We start from the raw sequence: 19085 nt of genomic DNA on the forward strand, positions 1-19085 counted from the left end.
GGGACTGGCACGACCCGCATAAACCGGCTGCAAAGCCAGAGCAGTTGCGATATCCGTTAACCGATTTCGTTTTGCAATCGGTCTGGGAGGCCGTCATGCGTCCGATCCTCTATTCGCACCCCTTTTCGTCCTATTGCAAGAAGGTGCTTACCGCACTCTATGAGAACGGCACCGACTTCGACACCCGCATGCTGGGGCCGGAAGACCCGTCGGCCTATGAGGAACTGTGCAAGCTATGGCCGGTCAAGCGTTTCCCGATGCTGGTGGACAAGGGCAAGCCGGTCTTCGAGGCGACGATCATCATCGAATATCTGCAGGTGCATTATCCAGGGCCGATGAAACTCATTCCCGACGATCCGGATCAGGCGATCGAAGTGCGCATGCTAGACCGCTTCTTCGACAACTACATTTCCACGCCGCAGCAGAAGGTCGTCTTCAATGCGCTCCGCCCCGAAGACAAACGCGATCCTTACGGCGTGGAAGAGGCGCGTAACATGCTGGATGCCGCCTATGGCTGGCTCGACCAGCGTATGGCAAACCGCGAATGGGCAGCGGGCGATACGTTCAGCCTTGCCGATTGCGCCGCGGCGCCGTCGCTCTTCTACGCCGACTGGACGCACGAGATCGGCGAGCGCTTCGCCAATGTGCGGGCCTATCGCAGCCGGCTGCTCGCCCGTCCCTCGTTTGCCCGCGCCGTGGACGAGGCGCGGCCCTTCCGCCCGTTCTTCCCGCTCGGCGCGCCCGACCGGGATTGAGGGAAACCGGGATCAGAAATCGCTGTCGGCCACAACCACGTGGCCGTTCATCGCCGCCCAGATTCTCCAGACTTCACGGCGCAGGACCGCGCTCGGGCGCACGCCGCCGCTGCCGTAGTTCTTGTACTTGTCGCGATAGGCCTCGATGAAGACGGTAACCGCCTCCATGACGTCGGCGTGCTGATCCATCTTCCGACGCAACTGCTCCCGTTCGGAATGGAGAATTTCAAAGCTCTGGATCAGCAGCCGCAGGTCCTCCATGGGCACGCTGAGATGCGGACGTTCCGACGAATCGGCGCTTACTTCCGCCCGGATACGGGCCAGAACTTCGTTCAATTGTTCGGACATGGCGAGAATCTCCTGTCCCATTGGATTCCCGAAGAAAATCGGCCAAACCGTGGCACGAATGCGGCAATGACGACACACCTGGTCGTCAAAGTCGTGCGGCCAGGAAATCGATATAGGCGCGGATGCGCACCGCCAGATGCTCATGGCCGGCGTAGACGGCGTGGATCTGTTCGATATCCTCTGGATTGAAATCCTCCAGGACCGGAACGAGACGGCCTGCCGCGATATCCGGCTCCACATGGAAGCGCCCGACGCGGCCGATGCCGAGCCCGTCCAGGCAGAACTGGCGGATGATCGAGCCGCTGCTCGCCTTCAGATTTCCCGAGACGGGAAGGATGTCGCGCCGTCCCGTTTGCGGGTCACGAAACGGCCAGCCTTCGACCGCTCTTCTGAAGTTGAAATTGATGCAATTGTGATGGATGAGCTCGTCCGGTGTCTTCGGAAGCCCATGTCTTTCCAGGTATTCCGGCGAGGCCATGACCACCTGCCGGCTTTCACCGAGCTTTCGCGCCATCAGGGATGAATCCCTGAGTTGTCCATGGCGGATGGCGATGTCGACCCGCTCGCGGATGAGATCGACGATGTCGTCCGTGAGCGTGATATCGAGCTGCACATCCGGGAAAAGCCGCTGGAATTCGCCCGCCAGCGGCAGGATGTAGCGCTCGCCGAAACCGACCGAGGCGTTGATCGACAGAGGTCCGCGCGGCAGCATGCGCCCTCCCCCGGACACGACTTCCTCCGTATCGGCGATTTCGGCCAGGATGCGCTGGGCGCGGGCGAGATAGGTCTCGCCCTCGGGAGTGAGCTGCAGGAGCCGGGTGGAGCGGACGACGAGGCGCGTGCCGAGCCGGTTTTCCAGCCGCGTGACGAGCTTGCTCACCGCCGACGGCGAGAGCTTCAGCTTCCGCCCCGCCGCGGAAAAGCTCTTGAGCTCAGCCGCGAGCACGAAGACTTCCATTTCACCGGCACGGTTGTCCATGTTTGTCCTTCGCTTTCCGCTCGACGATCTTAACCGTGGTGCCGTGCCCGCCCCCCCTCTGGCACGACCTACATTATTATCTGTGACTTCATTTCACAAATGATTATCCGCTTATGCGGCTACACAGGCAAGTGCCCCGCGCCGATATTGCGCCGCATCAATTCATCCTTCCTCCCAAGGATCATTTCCCAACCAAGGGGACCGCACCATGCCACTTGCTCTTTATGCCCTGACAGCCGGCGCCTTCGGGATCGGCGTCACGGAATTCGTCATCATGGGCCTGCTTCTGGAGGTCAGCGCCGATCTCGGCGTGTCGATCTCGGCGGCCGGCCTGCTCATCTCCGGTTATGCGCTCGGCGTCGTCATCGGCGCACCGCTGCTCGGCGCGATCGCCGGCAAATGGTCGAAGAAGACGCTGCTGATGAGCCTGATGGTGGTCTTCACCATCGGCAACCTCGCCTGTGCGCTTGCGCCCGACTACTGGACGCTGATGGCCGCCCGTGTTCTCACCGCCTTTGCGCATGCCTCCTTCTTCGGTGTCGGCTCGGTGGTCGCCACCAGCCTCGTCGCACCCAACAAGAAGGCGTCTGCCATCGCCGTCATGTTCACCGGCCTGACGGTCGCCAATATTCTCGGCGTGCCCTTCGGCACCTGGCTCGGCCAGGCCTATGGCTGGCGCTCCACCTTCTTCGCCGTCACGCTGATCGGCATCGTCGCGCTTGCCGTCATCGCGGCCCTCGTGCCGAAAGACAAGGCAGCAACCGGCGATCAAGAGGAGGCTTCGCAGGGCGTCGCCGCCGTGCTCGGCCGCCGCGCGGTGCTGCTCGGCCTGCTGACCACCGTGCTCTCATGGGTCGGCGTCTTCGCGGGCTTCACCTATGTCGCCCCGATCCTGACCGAGATCACCGGCTTTTCCGAAGCCGCCGTCTCGCCCATCCTGCTCGTCTTCGGCGGCGGGCTGGTGGTGGGTAATCTTCTGGGCGGCTGGCTCGCCGACCGCCATCTCCTGCCGACCGTCATCGGCAGCCTGCTGGTGCTTTCGGCCGTGCTTCTCGCCATGACCGCCGCGATCCACCAGCCGGTTCTTGCCGTCATCGCCATCGGCCTGTTCGGCGCGGCGGCGTTTGCCACCGTCGCACCGCTGCAGATGTGGGTGCTGCAGAAGGCGGAAGGCGCCGGACAGGGCCTTGCCTCCTCCTTCAACATCGCCGCCTTCAACCTCGGCAACGCGATCGGCGCCTGGCTCGGCGGCGCCGTGATCGACCACGGCCCCGGTCTCGGCGCGGTCACATTCGTCGCCGGCCTCGTGCCGCTCGCGGCGCTCGCCGTCGCGATTTTCGCGATCCGGCTCGACCGGCGCAATGCGGAAGCCGCTGCCCTCGCCTGCCCGGCTGAATAGCCTCCTCAAACAAGGACCACGACCATGGAATACCGCAATCTCGGCGCATCCGGCCTCAAGGTGCCGGTCCTCAGTTTCGGAGCCGGCACGTTCGGCGGCTCCGGCCCGCTCTTCAGCCACTGGGGAACCACGGATGTCGAGGAAGCCCGCCGCCTCGTCGACATCTGCCTCGAAGCCGGCGTCAACCTGTTCGACACGGCGGACGTCTATTCGACCGGCGCTTCAGAGGAAGTGCTTGGCGAGGCCATCAGGGGCCGGCGCGACGCCGTGCTGATCTCCACCAAGGCCAGCCTGCCGACCGGCGGCGGACCGAACGACTGGGGCTCCTCGCGGCTTCGGTTGATCCGTTCCGTCGAGGCCGCGCTGAAGCGGCTCGGCACCGACCATATCGACATTTTCCAGCTCCATGCCTTCGATGCCTCGACGCCTGTAGAGGAAGTGGTTTCGACCCTCGACCGGCTCGTCGCTGACGGCAAGCTGCGTTACATCGGCGTTTCCAACTTCTCCGGCTGGCAGATCATGAAATCGCTCGCAGCCGCAGAAAAACACGGCTGGACCCGCTATGTGGCGAACCAGGTCTATTATTCGCTGGTCGGCCGCGACTACGAATGGGACCTGATGCCGCTCGGCGCCGACCAGGGGCTCGGCGCGCTGGTCTGGAGCCCGCTCGGCTGGGGGCGGCTGACCGGCAAGATCAGCCGGAGCAAGCCGATCCCGGACGGAAGCCGGCTGCACGAAACCGCAAGCTTCGGCCCGCCGGTCGATGACGAACTGCTCTACCGCGTGGTCGATGCGCTGGAAGAGGTCGCCGTGGAAACGGAAAAGACCGTGCCGCAGGTAGCGATCAACTGGCTCGTCGGACGGCCGACCGTCTCCTCCGTGATCATCGGCGCCCGCACCGAGGAACAGCTTCGCCAGAACCTCGGTGCGGTCGGCTGGTCGCTGACGAAGGAGCAGGTCGAAAAGCTCGATGCCGCAAGTGCCGTCACCGCTCCCTATCCACATTTCCCCTATCGCCGGCAGGAGGGCTTTGCCCGCCTCGACCCGCCGATGGCCGGGTAATTTTGCCCAGAAAGATAGGGGCTCATATATGGGATTGCCCCTCACCCTAACCCATACCAGGGTTGAGCCACTCGTCTCAACCCGTCCTTCGGACCCCCGTTCTGACGGGTAGAGGGGGACGTGCCCCCTACGACGTTGAAGACGAAGCGGAGCCGGCGCGGCATATTCCTTCTCCCCGCTCGCGGGGAGAAGGTGGCGGTAGCCGGATGAGGGGCAATCCCATATGCAACGGCCCTCCGAAAAGACGGAGGTTGATCCGTCTCAAAATCGGTCCATCTAGTAAGGGCCTCATTTGCCCGGCCGCGCGCCGGGCGTTCCACAGGAGTTCTGTCCATGTTCACAGTCAGCGCCAACGGCGCCAATATCCCTGCCCTCGGTTTCGGCACATTCCGCATGCCCGATTCGGACGTGGCTCGCGTGCTGCCCGAAGCACTGAAGCTCGGCTTCCGGCATGTCGATACCGCGCAGATCTACGGCAATGAAGCGGCCGTCGGCGAGGTGCTCGCCAATTCCGGCATTCCGCGCGCCGATATCTTCCTCACCACCAAGGTCTGGGTCGACCGGGTGGGCCACGATGCTTTCATCGCTTCGGTCGACGAGAGCCTGAAGAAGCTGAAGACCGACCATGTCGACCTCCTGCTGCTCCACTGGCCGCAGAGCGAGATGCCGCTTGCCGACCGGATCGGCGCATTGAACGCGCTCGTGAAGGCCGGCAAGGTGAAGAATATCGGCGTTTCCAATTTCTCGACCGCCCTGATGGCGGAGGCCGTCAAGCTTTCCGACGCGCCGCTCGCCACCAACCAGGTGGAATACCATCCCTATCTCGACCAGACCAAGGTCCTGGCCGAAGCCCGCAAGCACGGCATGTCGGTAACCGCCTATTACCTGATGGCCGACGGCAAGGTGCCGAGCGACCCGCTTCTGAAGGAGATCGGCGCCAGACACGGCAAGACGGCGGCGCAAGTCGTGCTGCGCTGGGCGATCCAGCAGAAGGACGTCGTGGCGCTTTCCAAGACCGCGACCGTTTCCCGGCTCCCGGAAAACTTCGACGTCTTCGATTTTGCGCTGTCGCTCGACGAGATGGAGGCGATCCATGGCCTTGCGAAGCCAAACGGCCGCATCGTCAATCCGGGACATCTCGCGCCGAAGTGGGATGATTGACCTCCCGATTTGACGATCATCAAAAAACGGATGGGTGAAAAACCACCCATCCGTACACTCTGTTGGGAAGAATACGAAACATTCGCAGGTGCGGAATCGCTCTCGACCTCAAATGTTGCTCAATACAGAGATTGCCTCCCTCTCCGCCCGCCGCATAAGTTCCAACCGTGGAGTAGGAGGAAACTTTCCATGTATTTCAGGATGCTAATGGCTTCGGTGGCCCTCGCCGCCGTCATATCTTCGCCTGTGTCCGCGCAGGAAAAGAAGGAGTGCCCGGCTTCGCTTCCGAAAGGAACGGAGTGCTTCGCGGGCGCCGATGAGAACGGCGCCTTCTACTGGATTGCCAGGCCTCAGAACTGGAACGGCATTCTCGTCGTGCATTCGCATGGCGGGCCGCGCACCGCCAAGCCCAAGCCGGATGATGCCGTCGAGGATCTCGAGCGCTTCGCCGTAACCGTTGAGGAGGGTTATGCCTGGGCGGGCTCCAACTATCGCCGGCCGGGCTATGGCGTGCGCACGGCGGCTGAGGACACCGACAACGTCCGCAAGGTTGCCGAAAAACTGCTCGGCGAGCCACGGCTGACCCTGTTGCACGGCCAGTCCTGGGGCGGCAATGTCGCCGCCAAGACCGCCGAACTCTATGCGCTCGATGCAAACAGCAAGACGAATTACGACGGCGTGGTGCTGACCAGCGGCGTGCTTGGCGGCGGCACCGGCTCCTATGGCTTCCGTGCTGATCTTCGCGCCGTCTACCAATATTACTGCAGGAACCATCCGCGCCCCGAAGAGGCTCAGTACCCCGTCTGGCAAGGCCTCCCAAAAGACGGAAAAATGGCTCGTGCGGAACTCGAAAAGCGCGTCGACGAATGCACCGGCGTCTCGCTCGCCAAAGACAAGCGCTCGCCGGAGCAGGCGAAAAACCTCGCCAACATCCTCGCCGTCACGAAGGTGCCGGAACGCAGTCTCGTCGGGCATCTCGCCTGGTCTACCAATCTCTTCCAGGACATCGTCTGGCGACGGCTCGACGGGCAGAATCCCTTCGACAATTCGAAGACGGTCTATTCCGGCTCGGATGACGATGCGGCTCTCAACAAGGGCGTCGAGCGGTTCAGCGCCGATGCCAAAGCGCGGCGGCTGCTCGCCTACGATGCCGACCTCACCGGCATGATCGTCGCGCCGACGATTTCCATGCACGCCATGGACGACCCGACAGCCTTCGTGGGGCTGGAAGCGCAATATCGCGAGACAGTCGCGAAGGCCGGCAATGCCGATCTGCTGGTCCAGACCTTCACCGACGAAAACCAGCACAGCAAGCTCTCGACGCCGCAATATGCGGCGATCTTCGCCGCCATGGTGGAATGGATCGAGAAAGGCAAGAAGCCCACCCGCACGTCGATCGCAGACGGCTGCAAGGCGGCCAGCAGCCGCTACAACAACGAACCGTGCCGGTTCGTCATGGACTTCGAACCGCAGGTGGCGGGCAAGTAGGAATGGGCCAATTCACGAGCGGTTGCCGGCATGCCGAAGACCGCTCGTGAGCCGTGCTAGACGATATAGAAGTCGTCGGCGACAAGCGGTGTGCCGTGGTCCACGGTCGCAAAGATCACCGCTGCCGCGTCGCCGGAACCGTCCGCATCGAACATCAGACGGCCGGAGCAGTCATCGTAGATGATCCGGTCATCTTCCTCCACGGCCGCCCTGCCCTGCGCAAAAGCGTTCGTATCCAGCGCGCCGGGCGCAAGACCAGCGAAAGCCCAGCTATCGAGCTGGATGACATCGTTCGTGGAGGAGAAGTCCGTTACTTTATCGGAATTCGCCCGACCGAGGAGGTCAAACAGGAAGGTGTCGCCGCCGTCCCCGCCTGCAAGGGTGTCGCGGCCGGCTCCGCCGGACAGAACATCGTCGCCGGCGCCTCCATAGAGGCGGTCCCTTCCCGCGCCGCCGACGATCTCGTCATCGCCCACGCCGCCGCGCAGATGGTCATCACCCATCCCGCCATCGAGCAGATCGCCGAACCGGCTGCCGGTGATCCGGTCGTTGCCGCCCAATGCAGCGACAAGCATCGGATGATCCTCGGCACTGTAGCTGACGACGTCTCTCGCCTCGGTGAGTGTGATCTCTTCCGGCGGCGGTTCGACGGTGATGGTGATGGTCGCCAGATTGCTGTTGCCCTGGCCGTCGGTGGCGTAAACGGTAAACGTGTCGGTTCCGATGAAGCCGGGAACGGGGGTATAGTCGAAGATATTGCCGCTCAGATAATCCTGGTGATGGTGTAGGCTGCCCCCGTAACTGCCTTGCGGAAAGGGGTAATAGCCGGCGTCATATTGCGTCTCCTGTCCCAGCATGCCGTGATCCGGGCCGTCAACCACAACGAAGCTCAAAAGGTCGTAATCGATATCCGAGGCACTGAACCGGACATCGATCAGGGATTCTCCCGGCAAAAGGGTGAAGTCGAGATCGCTGACGGTCGGCACATGGTTGACGAACGTATCGGGTTCAATCACGCCGTTTTCCAGGATGATCTGGTGCTGGCCGTACTGAGTGTTCTGCCCGCCGTAATATTCGTTGGCGCCGAGCCAGGTCACGGTGATGTCGTCTGGATCGGCCGCCATGACGGAAATGATCTCCGTCGAAAGATAGGCGGCCTGGGCGGACAGGGCGCGGATAAAGTTGCCTTCGTTGTCAAAAACGAATGTTTCCAGCGTCGTGAAAAGCTCGGTCCTGCCGTCGTTGGTAAAGGTGGCGACGGTAAAGAAGCCGTCGAAGACATCGACCGAAGCCAGGTCGACCCACCCAAAAGGATAATCCGTGCGCGCGCCTGTCGGTCCGAGCACGTCTCCATCGGTTTCCGTTATGTTGAAAAGGATCGCGTCCGGGCTCTGGTTCTCACTGTCTTCCCATATTTCAAGCTCGCTGCCATTGCTCAAGGTAGGCATCGTATTCCTCCATGATCAGGGAAAAGGGTCTGCAGACATCCCAGCCAGGAGGGGAAATAGGCCGGCGCGCAAGCCGATCAAGCCTCGGCTCGAGGGCTGGACGTCTCCGCCAGCCCCCACCGTTACCAGCTTACCTGCCGGCCACTTTCATCAGAGCCAGCCCTTCCGCTTGAAATAGACATAGGGCATGATCATGGAGACGATCATCAGACCGATCGCCGCCGGATAACCGTAGTGCCACTGCAGCTCCGGCTGGTAGGCGAAGTTCATGCCGTAGACCGAAGCGACCAGCGTCGGCGGCAGGAATACCACCGCCGCCACAGAGAAGATCTTGATGATCTGGTTCTGCTCCAGGTTGATCAGCCCCAGCGTCGCATCCAGCAGGAAATTGATCTTGCCCGACAGGAAGGCGGAATGGTCACCGAGCGAGGTCGCGTCCCGCTGAAGCAGCTTCAGGCGCTGGCGCAGTTCCTTCGAGAGCTTGCGGTCGACGCCGTCGAGTGCTGCGTAATAGGCCACCACTCGGCTGACGCTGACGAGGCTTTCCCGCACGACGGTGATGAACTCGCCCTTCTGACCGACTTCGCGGATCAGTTCCTGCAGGTCGCGCGTCTTCTTGTCGGCCTTCGCCGCCTTGGCGCTGAAGATGCTCTGCGAGATCTGGTCGATCTCGGTGCCGAGCCGTTCCAGCGTATCGGCCATGCGGTCGATGATCGCTTCGACCAGCCCCGTCATGATGAGCTCGCCGCTCGCAGAATGCAGCCCTGCCCCGTTCGGCTTGCGGGCACGGGCAAGGAAGGCATCGAACGGGCGCGGTTCGGCATGACGCACGGTGACGAGAACCTGACCCTTGACGATGAAGGTGACCGGCACCTTGCGCGGCGTGCCGGCATCCGGCCGGGTCAGCACCGTCATGGTCATGAACTCCGCGCCGTCCTCCTGGTAAAGACGGGCGGAAAGCTCGATATCCTCCATCTCGTCGATACTCGGCACAGCGATGCCGAGGGTCTCGCCGACCGTGCGTTCCTCTTCGGGAGTGGGATTGATCAGGTCGTACCAGACAACGGTCGGCGGAACTTCGGCAGGCAGGGCGGAAACGGCCAGCGCACCGTCCGCAACCGGCGCCGGCACTGCAACCGGCAGATCGGACGCGACCGGCACAAGACGATCGAGGTCATAGGCGTGGATACGCAGCATAGCGGCTCCTTTCGGACCATCGGTCCCTCAGGAGCGCGTATCCTTAAAAAGAAGGATCAGAGCCCCGAAGAGACAGGTCGGTATGTTGACGTCGAACTTCGACTGTCGGGGTTCATCTCTCTTGTCCTTTGAAAGAGCGACACCCGGACGGGTGCCGCTTCGCCACTGAAATGTGCCTTAACAGGCCAAAAGTCAATGGCTTTCCTGTCGTGGCCGGGTCGCCGCCTCAGACGAACTGCGAGAGGCCCGGAACCGACGCGACGACCGTGTCGACCACCTCGTCGCCGGCATGTTCGCGGGCAACCGCGATCGTCTCCTTGGCAAGCGCGGTGATCTCGCCCATGCCGAGCCCCTGGCTCATCAACTGCTGGCCGAGCGCCATGACGCCGCCGCCGAAGCTTGCCATCAGCCCGCCAAGCAGGCCGCCGCTTCCCTCACCCTCGCCGTTGAACTGGGCCACCAGTTCCGGTGCGCCGGGAATCGCCTCGATCATCCGGGCGACGGCGCCGTCATCGGCTTCCCGCTGCAGGAAACCGAGCATCATGCCGATCGCCTTTTCAGCAACATCCGGAGTAATTCCGACATTCTCGGCAACACGGGAGACCAGTTCGTTCATCGCTCTATCCTCTGTTTTTTTGACGTTAACGTCAACGTAAAGCAACCATCCGGCAAACTCAAGCCGGACCTGAGCCGGGCACAAGCCCCGGCGCTTTTCAGTTTTCACGGCAGAATCAACGCCGGAGACGTTGTTGCCGTTCGGCTCTATCCTTATAAGGGCATTACAAGAGTATTACGATGGACGGATGAAAGCGGCGCAGCCGGACGGGACGGAATGCCGCACGACATGGCAGGAGACGCAACCGCATGGATGATACGGCAAAGCTCTTTATCGGCGGCAGCCGCAATCCGGACGATTCACTCAACAAGGCTGAATATCTGGAACTGAAGTTCGGCAACCGCCACGGCCTCGTCACCGGCGCTACCGGCACGGGCAAGACGGTGTCACTGCAAATCCTGGCGGAAGGCTTTTCAAAAGCCGGCGTGCCCGTCTTCGCCGCCGACATCAAGGGTGACCTTTCCGGCATCGCGATGAAGGGCGAGCCGAAAGATTTCCTGCTGAAGCGCGCCGAGGCGATCGGCCTTGCCGACTACGAATTCGAACAGTTCCCGGTGATCTTCTGGGACCTCTTCGGCGAAAAGGGCCACCGGGTGCGCACCACGATCGCCGAGATGGGGCCGCTGCTCCTCTCAAGGCTGATGGACGCCTCCGAGCCGCAGGAAGGCGTCATCAACATCGCCTTCAAGATCGCCGACGAGGCCGGGATGCCGCTGCTCGACCTCAAGGATTTCACCGCGTTGCTCAACTACATGGCCGAAAACGCGAATGCGCTTTCCAGCCAGTTCGGGCTCATTTCGAAGACCTCGGTCGCCTCGATCCAGCGCGCGCTGCTGGTGCTGGAACAGCAGGGTGCCGAGCATTTCTTCGGCGAGCCGGCGCTGAAGATTTCCGACATCATGCGCACGGCCAATAATGGTTATGGGCAGATTTCGGTACTCGCCGCCGACAAGCTGATGATGAACCCGCGGCTCTATGCGACCTTCCTGCTCTGGCTGTTGTCAGAGCTCTTCGAGGAACTGCCGGAAGTGGGCGACCCCGACAAGCCGAAGCTCGTCTTCTTCTTCGACGAGGCGCATCTGCTTTTCGACGACGCGCCGAAAGTGCTGATCGAGCGGGTCGAGCAGGTCGTCCGGCTTATCCGATCCAAGGGGGTCGGCGTCTATTTCGTCACCCAGAACCCGCTCGACGTGCCGGAAAGCGTGCTCGCCCAGCTCGGCAACCGCGTGCAGCATGCGCTGCGCGCCTATACGCCGCGCGAACAGAAGGCGGTGAAGACAGCCGCTGACACCTTCCGCCCCAACCCTGCTTTCGACTGCGCCGAGGCGATCACCAATCTCGGCACCGGTGAGGCGCTGGTCTCCACGCTCGAAGGCAAGGGTGCACCTTCGATTGTGGAACGCACGCTCGTCCGCCCGCCGGCCAGCCGCATCGGCGCAATCACCGACCAGGAACGGCAGGCCATCATCGACAAGAGCCCTGTGCTCGGCGTCTATGACGAGGATCTGGACCGCGAATCCGCATTCGAAATGCTTTCGGCACGCGCCAAGCAGGCGGCCGATGCAGCCGCCGCGAAAGAGAAGAAGGACGACGCGGAGGCATCCGCGGGTTCCGGCTGGACGCTGCCGGGCTTTGGCACCGACGACGACAATCGGGGCGCCGCGAAGCCGCGCCGTTCCGGATACCAGCGCGAAACGGTCGTCGAGGCGGCGATGAAGAGCGTCGCGCGCACGGTCGCGACCCAGGTCGGCCGGGCGCTGGTGCGCGGCATTCTCGGAAGCTTGAAGCGGTAGGTGCGCCGAGACGCACGCAAGGTGCAAAGCAACTTACCCCTCTGCCCGGCAGGGCAGAGGGGTAGAGGCGGATTGCGTCTCAGATCAGCCAGGGCTTCGACCAGCCCTCACCGTTTGCGGACGAATTCCGTGCGCAGCACGAGACCCTTGATCGTGTCGTGGCGGCAGTCGATCTCTTCGGGATTTTCGGTCAGCCGGATCGACCGGATGACCGTGCCCTGTTTCAGGGTCTGATTGGCGCCCTTGACCTTCAGGTCCTTGATGAGGGTGACGGAATCGCCGTCCTTCAGGACGTTTCCGGATGCGTCGCGGACCTCGGCGGCCGCCTGGGTGGCGGCAGCCATTTCCGAAGCCGGGCGCCATTCGCCCGTCACCTCGTCATAGACGTATTCGTCGTCATCGCCTGCCATGGGCGTCTCTCCTGAAGCCAGAACCGGTTGAATGGCTGCCCGCTTACAGGAGCCGGGAGAGCCGCACAAGCCCTGCGGCATTTACCGCTTCGGCGCGACGAGCGAGAAATGGGCCCCCTGAGGATCGACGCAATTGACGATCCAGCTTCCGCCGGGAACCTCCATCGGGCCGTTGACGATCTTGCCGCCGCCGGCGGTGACGCGCCCGATCGCCGCATCGATCGCCTCGACATTGAAGTAATAGCTCCAGCAGGCCATCGGCATGTCGGCCGGCTTGGTCATCATGCCGCCGACCGGACGGCCGTTGTGGGAGAAGATCTTGTAGACGCCCATCGGCCCCATGTCGAAGTCGTGATCGAGCGTCCAGCCGAACATCTTCGAATAGAAGTCGAAAGCTTCCTGGCCGTTGCCGGCATAGAGTTCGCGCCAGCCGACATTGCCGACCGCTTCCGGCGCCAATTCCTGCGGAGGGCTTTCCATCGGCAACGGCGTCATGATGCAGATGACGGCGCCATGCGGATCGGCGACGACCGCGAAACGGCCAACGCCCGGAATATCCTCCGGCTCGCGCTGCACGCGACCGCCATTTTCTGCAAAATCCTTCGCCGTCCGGTCGACGTCGTCGATTGCGACGTAGCCGGTCCAGTTCGGGGGGATCTTACCTTCGAGCTCCGGCGGGAAATTCATCATGCCGCCGATGCCGGGGCAATTATCGCCCTCACCCATTTCGAACAGGAAATAGGACATGCCCGGCATGCTTGCGTCTTTCACCTTCCAGCCGACCACCGACGAGTAGAACTTGCCGGCGGCATCGGTGTCGGGCGTCATCAATTCACACCAGATGAATTTGCCATGGGTCTCGGAACGAGACCCTGAAGCGGTCTGCAACATGGTTGTTTCCTCCGTGAGATAGGTTCGGCGCAGGGCAAGCTCACCGCTTGCGGGTGTATTGCGCTTCCATGAACTGCTTCCAGGTGCCATCCGACTGTTTGGCGCTGGAATTGAAGGTGCGGTGATCGTCATCCTTGAAGATGATCTGCTCGCGATATTCGCCGGTCTTGCCCGGTTCCGCGAAATCAGGACCGGTCGTGTAGAGGCTGAGCGTCGTGCCGTCCGCGGAAACCTCGCCCTCATAGACCCACAAATAAGCCATCATGGAGCCGATCCAGCTTCCGACATATTTGCCCCTGGCCGGATCGTAGCCGAGAGTGAGCATGGTGGTGGCGGCTCCTCCGCCTTGTGGCATGTTGCCGTTGCCCTCGGCGACGAACCAGATGCCGTGCAGCGAACGAACCACTTCCACCCATTTCTCGTCGCTACCCATGTCCGGCGAGCTGACTTCCCAGATGCCAACCATCCTTTCAAGAAAGCCATGTTCGGCCTGCGGCTTGGCCAATTCCATTTCCATTATTGCTCCTCCTTCATGACGGCCGATGATGAGCCAGCTTAATGGCAACAGGATGAACCCGCCTCCGGCTTCTGTTCATACTCGTCGTGGCGCTTGACGAAATTCATCGTCGAGCTCTCGTTGCGGCCGAGCGGCGCGCGATCGAGGATCATCAGCGTACCGATCATCTCCTCGCCGCCGCGGGCATAGCTCGAATAGGTGTGGAACACCTCGCCTTTCTCATTCTTGTAGAAAGCCGAAAGGCCCGGCAATTCATCATGCGCCTGTTCCGGGGGGATGGCGGAGAAATTGTAGAAGACCTTGTCCTTCGCAAGATCCTCCTTCGTGAAGGAGACGTGGAAATCGAAATTGAAATCCGAATCGAAGGACGAGACCCAGGGGAACTTCCAGCCCATCCGCTTCTTATAGGCCTCGATCTTTTCGAGTGGCGCGCGGGCGACCGCGACAAAGGTGACGTCGTGGTTGTTCAAGTGCGGCAGCGTTCCGTCGATATGATCCGACAGGAAAGAACAGCCGGGACAGCCGGCATCCCATTCCGGACCGAGCATGAAATGATAGATGATCAACTGGCTGCGGCCGTCGAAAAGCTCGGCCAGCGTCTTCTTGCCCGTCGGCGTATCAAAGACGTAGTCCTTGTCCATCTTCACCCAGGGTAGCGCCTGGCGTTCAGCGCGCACCTTGTCGCGCAGATGGGTCTCCTCTTTCTCCATCGCCAGGAGCTTGCGACGCGCCTCCAGCCATTCCTCGCGAGATACGATCGAATTTTCTGGCGGATTCTTCGGCGAAACGGTGACGTCCATCATGTCCTCCCTTGCTTGACACGGTACGTTGATATCAACATAATAATTCCATGCTGTCAAACCCGACTCATCCGGCCTCGTCCACCATCGAAGCCATCCCTTTTTCGACGACATTGCATGTTCGCGATACCTGCCTTTGCCTTCACGTGCAGCGGGCGGCGCGAGCACTGGCGCGCCGTTTCGACAATGCAATGAAGCCGATCGGGCTCACCAACGGGCAGTTTTCGATGATGATGGCGCTGAACCGGCCGCAGCCGGCAACCATGAGCCAGGTCGCAAGCGTGCTCGCGATGGACCGCACGACCTTGACGGCGGCCTTGAAGGTGCTCGAACGGCGCGGCCTCATCGAAACCGGAACCGATCCGAAGGACCGGCGCGGCAAGCTCCTGCGGCTGACGAATAACGGGATGACCATGCTTTCCGCCGCATTGCCGATCTGGACGCGCGTGCATGCCGAGATCGACGCCGAGCTTAACGAGAGCTTCGGCGACGACGAGCCGAACCGGCTGAGAAAGACGCTGAACAGGATCAGGTAGAAAGGCGATACGGCAGCCATCCGGACACTATCGCAAGGCGCATGGGTCCGTTTATTTTTCAATGAAATTTCACTGGACTTAAACAAAATCTCAGGCAGGCTGACGAGGTGTATTTGGAGATATAAATTTGAAGCAAGTAGTCATTCCTGGGATCAATTTACGTTGCTCGCGTTTTATTCTCGGAACCGCATCCCTTTTTAACGCCGGACGACCGGCTACTCGTTATCGGTTGCTGAAGGCTGCGGTTGACGCCGGCTTCACCCATTTCGATACCGCGCCATATTACGGCTTCGGCGCAGCCGAGCGGGATCTGAAGCAGGTGCTGTACGAGCATCCCGCTCTGACTGTCACGACAAAGGTCGGCATCTATTCGCCGGGCGGAGAAGCACAGCCAGATGCGCTGATCTTCCTACGCAAAGCGGCCGGCAGGGTTATAAAGCCCATATCCGCCCCCACCAAGACCTTCGACCTGGCAAGAGCCAAAGTCGCTCTGGAACGAAGCCTCAAACGGCTCGGAAGGGACCGCATCGACGTCTACACGCTTCACGAGCCGGACCCTGGCACAGTCCGTACCGACGAATGGCTCCGATGGCTCGAGGATTGCGTGAAAGCCGGGAAGGTCAAAAACTTCGGCCTTGCAAGCACGGCAGACAGGGTAGCACCGATTGCCGAGCACTGCGCAGCCCTTTGCCAATATGTACAGGTTCTGGATAGCCTGGAAAACCGCGAAGCCGATGCGTTGTCGCGATACGGCCTGCCCATGCAGGTGACCTACGGCTATGTGAGCGGTGCCCGCAGCAGCGGCAACCATGCAAGTGTGGAAAATATCCTCATGGATGCATTGCGGCGGAACCGGTCGGGAGCCGTGATCGTCAGCACGCTCCGCCCGGAACGCTTGCCGCAATATGCCCGCATCGCCGAGTCCGTTGCATGATCAAGGATTTGAGTGGCGCCGGTCAGCTGGAAGCCAAGGCGGATATCCTGGTTATCGGCGGGGGAACGACAGGACTGCTTGTCAGTGTATGGCTGGCTGAAGCCGGGCATAATGTGATCTGCCTGGAGTCCGGCGGTTTCCACCAGAATGCGGAAGAACATCCGCTCAACGAAGTCGTACATCTGAAATCCATTTATGATGGAGCCGCCCACGGCAGGTTCCGATGCATTGGCGGCACGTCCACCAGATGGGGCGGAGCCCTTATCCCCTTTCAGAACGAAGATCTTGAGATGGCCAAATGGCCTGTGACCATGGAAGATCTTCGTCCGTTCATCCCTTTGGTGGAAAATGTCTTCGGTCTGGCCCAGGGCGATTACGAATTGGCGGACTTGTCGTCGACAACCCACACGGCCCGTCTGGCGAAATGGCCACCCTTCAAGAAGCGGAACATTTACAACCTTACGAGGGATCGGCTGGAAATCTTGCCAAACCTCGAAGTGTGGCTCAATGCGACCGTCACCGATTTCTCTCTCGATGGCTCCATGCTCAGAAAGATTACGGCAAAGACCCTGTCCGGCGACGAGCTGTCGGTTTCAGCCGATCGCTCCATCATATCCGCGGGCGCGATCGAAACGACGAGGCTCGCCCTGCTCATGGATGCGCAGCACAAGGGCATCATTTCCGTTCGCTCTCCCGAACTTGGCCGGAATTTCTGCGATCATCTGTCCACGCCCGTCGGCGAGATCGTCGCCTCCGCTTTCTCGGAACTCAATCAGCATGTCGGCTTCCGTTTCGAGAAGAACGGAACGATGCGCAACCTGCGCTTTGAACTGGGAGGCGATAGCGACCTGAGAGCAAAAATACGACCAAGCTTTGCGCATATCGCCTTCGAGACTGATGGAAAGGGCGGCTTCGACGTATTGCGCGGCGTCTTCCGTTCATTGCAAAAGAGGCGCCTGCCTGCCGCAAGTGACATCATGGGACTGGTTAGGACCGCACCATGGTTGGTCCGGGCGGTCTGGTCGCGCTATTACCGCAAACGCCTGCTTTTTCCGGACGGCGCCAAGCTCCCTGTGCATATGGTCATCGAGCAGGAACCCAGCATCGAAAATCGCATCTCGCTTTCATCGGATCGGCGGGATGCATTCGGCAATCCGCTTGCGGTCATTTCCTGGGAAGTTACCGAAAGAGACAAGCAGAACCTGACCCGTTCGGTAGACGCTTTCGAGGCCATGTGGGGCAAGCTTTCTTTGTCGGCGATCACCCGTTTCAGGCGGATGGGCGCCGGGCAGGCAGAAGCAGCCCTGGCGCGCGGAGGAGGAATCTATCACCCGACCGGCTCGACCCGCATGGCCGCTACTGAAAAAGAAGGCGTGGTTGACGCCAATCTTAAGGTTTTCGCGGTGCCGAATGTGCAACTCCTTTCCACATCCGTACTCCCGACCGGTGGCGGCGCGAACCCGACAATGATGTTGCTGCTGCTTGCCGCACGCTGCGTCTCGCAGATCGGTCGCAAAGAAGTGACTGCTAACGCCGAAGGTTGACATTCGCCCGAACAGCAGACTGCCCGCAGCATCGCTACGGGCAGTCTGTTTCCGGGTTGTGCCGGTTTCGGATCGCTGAACATCGGAGCCGCAAATCTCGGAAACTTCGCTGATATCAAGCCGATCAGGCGACCGAGACCGGAACCTCGGTCGACGTGCGCATGGCGTGGCTGTAGGGGCAGACAATATGCGCCTTGGCAACGAGGTCTTCAGCGATCGAGCGCTCGACGCCAGGAATATCGACCGAGAGCGAGACTTCGATGCCGAAGCCGCCGCCATCTTCGCGCGGACCGATGCCGACGGTTGCCGTCACCTTCGCATCGTCGGGGATCTTCACCTTTTCCTTGCCGGCGACGAATTTCAGCGCGCCCAGGAAGCAGGCGGAATAGCCGGCCGCAAAAAGCTGCTCCGGATTGGTGCCGGTAGCACCGTCTCCGCCAAGTTCCTTCGGAACAGTGAGGTTTACATCGAGAACACCGTCTGCGGAACGGGCATGGCCGGCACGGCCGCCGGTGGCGGAAGCCTTGGTCGTGTAGAGAATGGGCATCTTCAAACTCCCTTCGGTATATATTGCTCGCAATTCAATTGTGCACAATCTAATTACGCGCATTGCAATTGGACGTCAAGCCTGCGAAAATGCGAACTCGGGAAAAGATAGAGCACAGATGTGTGAAGACAGGACCGGCCATGCAGAAAACCGCACGCGATTCGCAGAATTTCGAAATCAAGCTCGATGCGCAGCTCTGCTTTGCGATCTATGGTGCTGCGCATGCCTTCAACCGGACCTATAAGCCGCTTCTCGAGCCCCTTGGGCTCACCTATCCGCAATATCTGGTGATGATCGCGCTCTGGGAAGAAGACGGCCAGCCCGTGAAAGCGATCGGCGACCGGCTGGGGCTTGATTCCGGCACGCTCTCCCCGCTTCTCAGGCGGCTGGAGCAGGCCGGGTTCGTCGCCCGCAAACGGGACCGCGACGACGAGCGCCAGGTCAGGATTTCGCTCACGGGAAAAGGCGCCGAGCTCAAGAACGAGGCCGCCAACGTAACGGAAGCGATCGGCAAGGCCCTCGGCTGCGGCCTCGATGAAGCCGCGGCACTCCGCGACGGACTGGTGGCGCTCAAGGAGAGGTTATTGAGTGCGTGCGGATGAAGACGGAACTGTCATCCGTTTGATAAGGCTCCGGGGTAGCTATCGATCTTCGACTGCA

At 61.2% G+C, this 19085-nt stretch carries 20 protein-coding genes; 10 read left to right on the plus strand and 10 right to left on the minus strand.

Features of this window, described 5'->3' with window-relative positions; genetic code table 11:
• Positions 1-95 precede the first annotated feature (95 nt).
• Positions 96-755 carry a glutathione S-transferase family protein gene (locus JL39_RS26360; RefSeq protein ID WP_037157775.1) on the plus strand — a complete coding sequence of 220 codons (660 nt, stop codon included), beginning with the start codon at positions 96-98 and terminating at the stop codon, positions 753-755.
• Positions 756-767: 12 nt separating this feature from the next.
• Here JL39_RS26360 and JL39_RS26365 read toward each other — a convergent pair whose 3' ends face one another.
• Complete coding sequence (locus JL39_RS26365; protein ID WP_037157778.1) at positions 768-1103, minus strand: hypothetical protein; 336 nt, start codon at positions 1101-1103, stop codon at positions 768-770.
• Between the two features lie 85 nt (positions 1104-1188).
• Positions 1189-2082 (minus strand): LysR family transcriptional regulator, encoded by an 894-nt coding sequence (locus JL39_RS26370; protein WP_037157781.1) that lies wholly within the window; start codon positions 2080-2082, stop codon positions 1189-1191.
• A gap of 208 nt (positions 2083-2290) precedes the next feature.
• Between JL39_RS26370 and JL39_RS26375 the strand changes: the two genes are divergently transcribed.
• From JL39_RS26375 to JL39_RS26390, 4 genes are all read left to right on the plus strand, one after another.
• Positions 2291-3481: an MFS transporter gene (locus JL39_RS26375; protein ID WP_037157784.1), complete on the plus strand. Its 1191-nt coding sequence runs from the start codon at positions 2291-2293 to the stop codon at positions 3479-3481.
• 24 nt (positions 3482-3505) lie between these two features.
• A complete protein-coding gene (locus tag JL39_RS26380) occupies positions 3506-4543 on the plus strand; it encodes an aldo/keto reductase (protein ID WP_037157787.1) in 1038 nt (345 codons plus the stop codon).
• Between the two features lie 333 nt (positions 4544-4876).
• Positions 4877-5704, plus strand: coding sequence for an aldo/keto reductase (locus JL39_RS26385; protein WP_037157790.1), 828 nt, complete (start codon positions 4877-4879; stop codon positions 5702-5704).
• 189 nt (positions 5705-5893) lie between these two features.
• The gene (locus JL39_RS26390; RefSeq protein WP_037157793.1) at positions 5894-7192 is read left to right on the plus strand and encodes a membrane protein; all 1299 of its coding nucleotides are present in this window, start codon (positions 5894-5896) and stop codon (positions 7190-7192) included.
• Between the two features lie 56 nt (positions 7193-7248).
• Here JL39_RS26390 and JL39_RS32855 read toward each other — a convergent pair whose 3' ends face one another.
• The 3 genes from JL39_RS32855 to JL39_RS26405 form a co-directional block, all read right to left on the minus strand.
• Positions 7249-8640 carry an Ig-like domain-containing protein gene (locus JL39_RS32855; protein ID WP_037157796.1) on the minus strand — a complete coding sequence of 464 codons (1392 nt, stop codon included), beginning with the start codon at positions 8638-8640 and terminating at the stop codon, positions 7249-7251.
• A gap of 150 nt (positions 8641-8790) precedes the next feature.
• Positions 8791-9837, minus strand: a complete 1047-nt coding sequence (corA, locus tag JL39_RS26400) for a magnesium/cobalt transporter CorA (RefSeq protein WP_037157799.1) — start codon at positions 9835-9837, stop codon at positions 8791-8793.
• A 226-nt stretch (positions 9838-10063) separates the two neighbouring features.
• Entirely contained in the window at positions 10064-10453 is a 390-nt protein-coding gene (locus JL39_RS26405) for a hypothetical protein (protein ID WP_037157802.1), read from the minus strand.
• Between the two features lie 248 nt (positions 10454-10701).
• Between JL39_RS26405 and JL39_RS26410 the strand changes: the two genes are divergently transcribed.
• On the plus strand, positions 10702-12246 hold the full coding sequence (locus JL39_RS26410) for a helicase HerA-like C-terminal domain-containing protein (RefSeq protein WP_037157805.1): 1545 nt from the start codon (positions 10702-10704) through the stop codon (positions 12244-12246).
• 107 nt (positions 12247-12353) lie between these two features.
• On the opposite strand, the gene JL39_RS26415 is transcribed toward JL39_RS26410, so the two are convergent.
• The 4 genes from JL39_RS26415 to JL39_RS26430 form a co-directional block, all read right to left on the minus strand.
• Positions 12354-12656 carry an alkylphosphonate utilization protein gene (locus JL39_RS26415; RefSeq protein ID WP_037157808.1) on the minus strand — a complete coding sequence of 101 codons (303 nt, stop codon included), beginning with the start codon at positions 12654-12656 and terminating at the stop codon, positions 12354-12356.
• A gap of 81 nt (positions 12657-12737) precedes the next feature.
• Positions 12738-13547, minus strand: a complete 810-nt coding sequence (locus JL39_RS26420) for a VOC family protein (protein ID WP_037157811.1) — start codon at positions 13545-13547, stop codon at positions 12738-12740.
• 40 nt (positions 13548-13587) lie between these two features.
• Positions 13588-14058, minus strand: a complete 471-nt coding sequence (locus JL39_RS26425; RefSeq protein ID WP_037159736.1) for a DUF1579 domain-containing protein — start codon at positions 14056-14058, stop codon at positions 13588-13590.
• Between the two features lie 44 nt (positions 14059-14102).
• On the minus strand, positions 14103-14864 hold the full coding sequence (locus JL39_RS26430; RefSeq protein WP_037157815.1) for a thioredoxin family protein: 762 nt from the start codon (positions 14862-14864) through the stop codon (positions 14103-14105).
• Between the two features lie 50 nt (positions 14865-14914).
• Here JL39_RS26430 and JL39_RS26435 point away from each other — a divergent pair, with 50 nt between their 5' ends.
• The 3 genes from JL39_RS26435 to JL39_RS26445 all read left to right on the plus strand — a co-directional run bounded on the left by JL39_RS26435 (position 14915) and on the right by JL39_RS26445 (position 17878).
• Positions 14915-15400: a MarR family winged helix-turn-helix transcriptional regulator gene (locus JL39_RS26435; RefSeq protein ID WP_052183131.1), complete on the plus strand. Its 486-nt coding sequence runs from the start codon at positions 14915-14917 to the stop codon at positions 15398-15400.
• Positions 15401-15527: 127 nt separating this feature from the next.
• Positions 15528-16334, plus strand: coding sequence for an aldo/keto reductase (locus JL39_RS30665; RefSeq protein ID WP_161784808.1), 807 nt, complete (start codon positions 15528-15530; stop codon positions 16332-16334).
• On the plus strand, positions 16331-17878 hold the full coding sequence (locus JL39_RS26445; RefSeq protein WP_037157818.1) for a GMC oxidoreductase: 1548 nt from the start codon (positions 16331-16333) through the stop codon (positions 17876-17878). Before JL39_RS30665 ends, JL39_RS26445 begins: the two co-directional genes overlap by 4 nt.
• 124 nt (positions 17879-18002) lie before the next feature.
• Here JL39_RS26445 and JL39_RS26450 read toward each other — a convergent pair whose 3' ends face one another.
• Positions 18003-18425: an organic hydroperoxide resistance protein gene (locus tag JL39_RS26450; protein ID WP_037157822.1), complete on the minus strand. Its 423-nt coding sequence runs from the start codon at positions 18423-18425 to the stop codon at positions 18003-18005.
• A gap of 140 nt (positions 18426-18565) precedes the next feature.
• On the opposite strand from JL39_RS26450, the gene JL39_RS26455 reads away from it, so the two are divergent.
• Positions 18566-19027 (plus strand): MarR family transcriptional regulator, encoded by a 462-nt coding sequence (locus JL39_RS26455; protein ID WP_037157824.1) that lies wholly within the window; start codon positions 18566-18568, stop codon positions 19025-19027.
• Positions 19028-19085 lie beyond the last annotated feature (58 nt).

The organism is Rhizobium sp. YS-1r, from assembly GCF_000757525.1.
In the GTDB taxonomy this organism is placed as follows: domain Bacteria; phylum Pseudomonadota; class Alphaproteobacteria; order Rhizobiales; family Rhizobiaceae; genus Neorhizobium; species Neorhizobium petrolearium.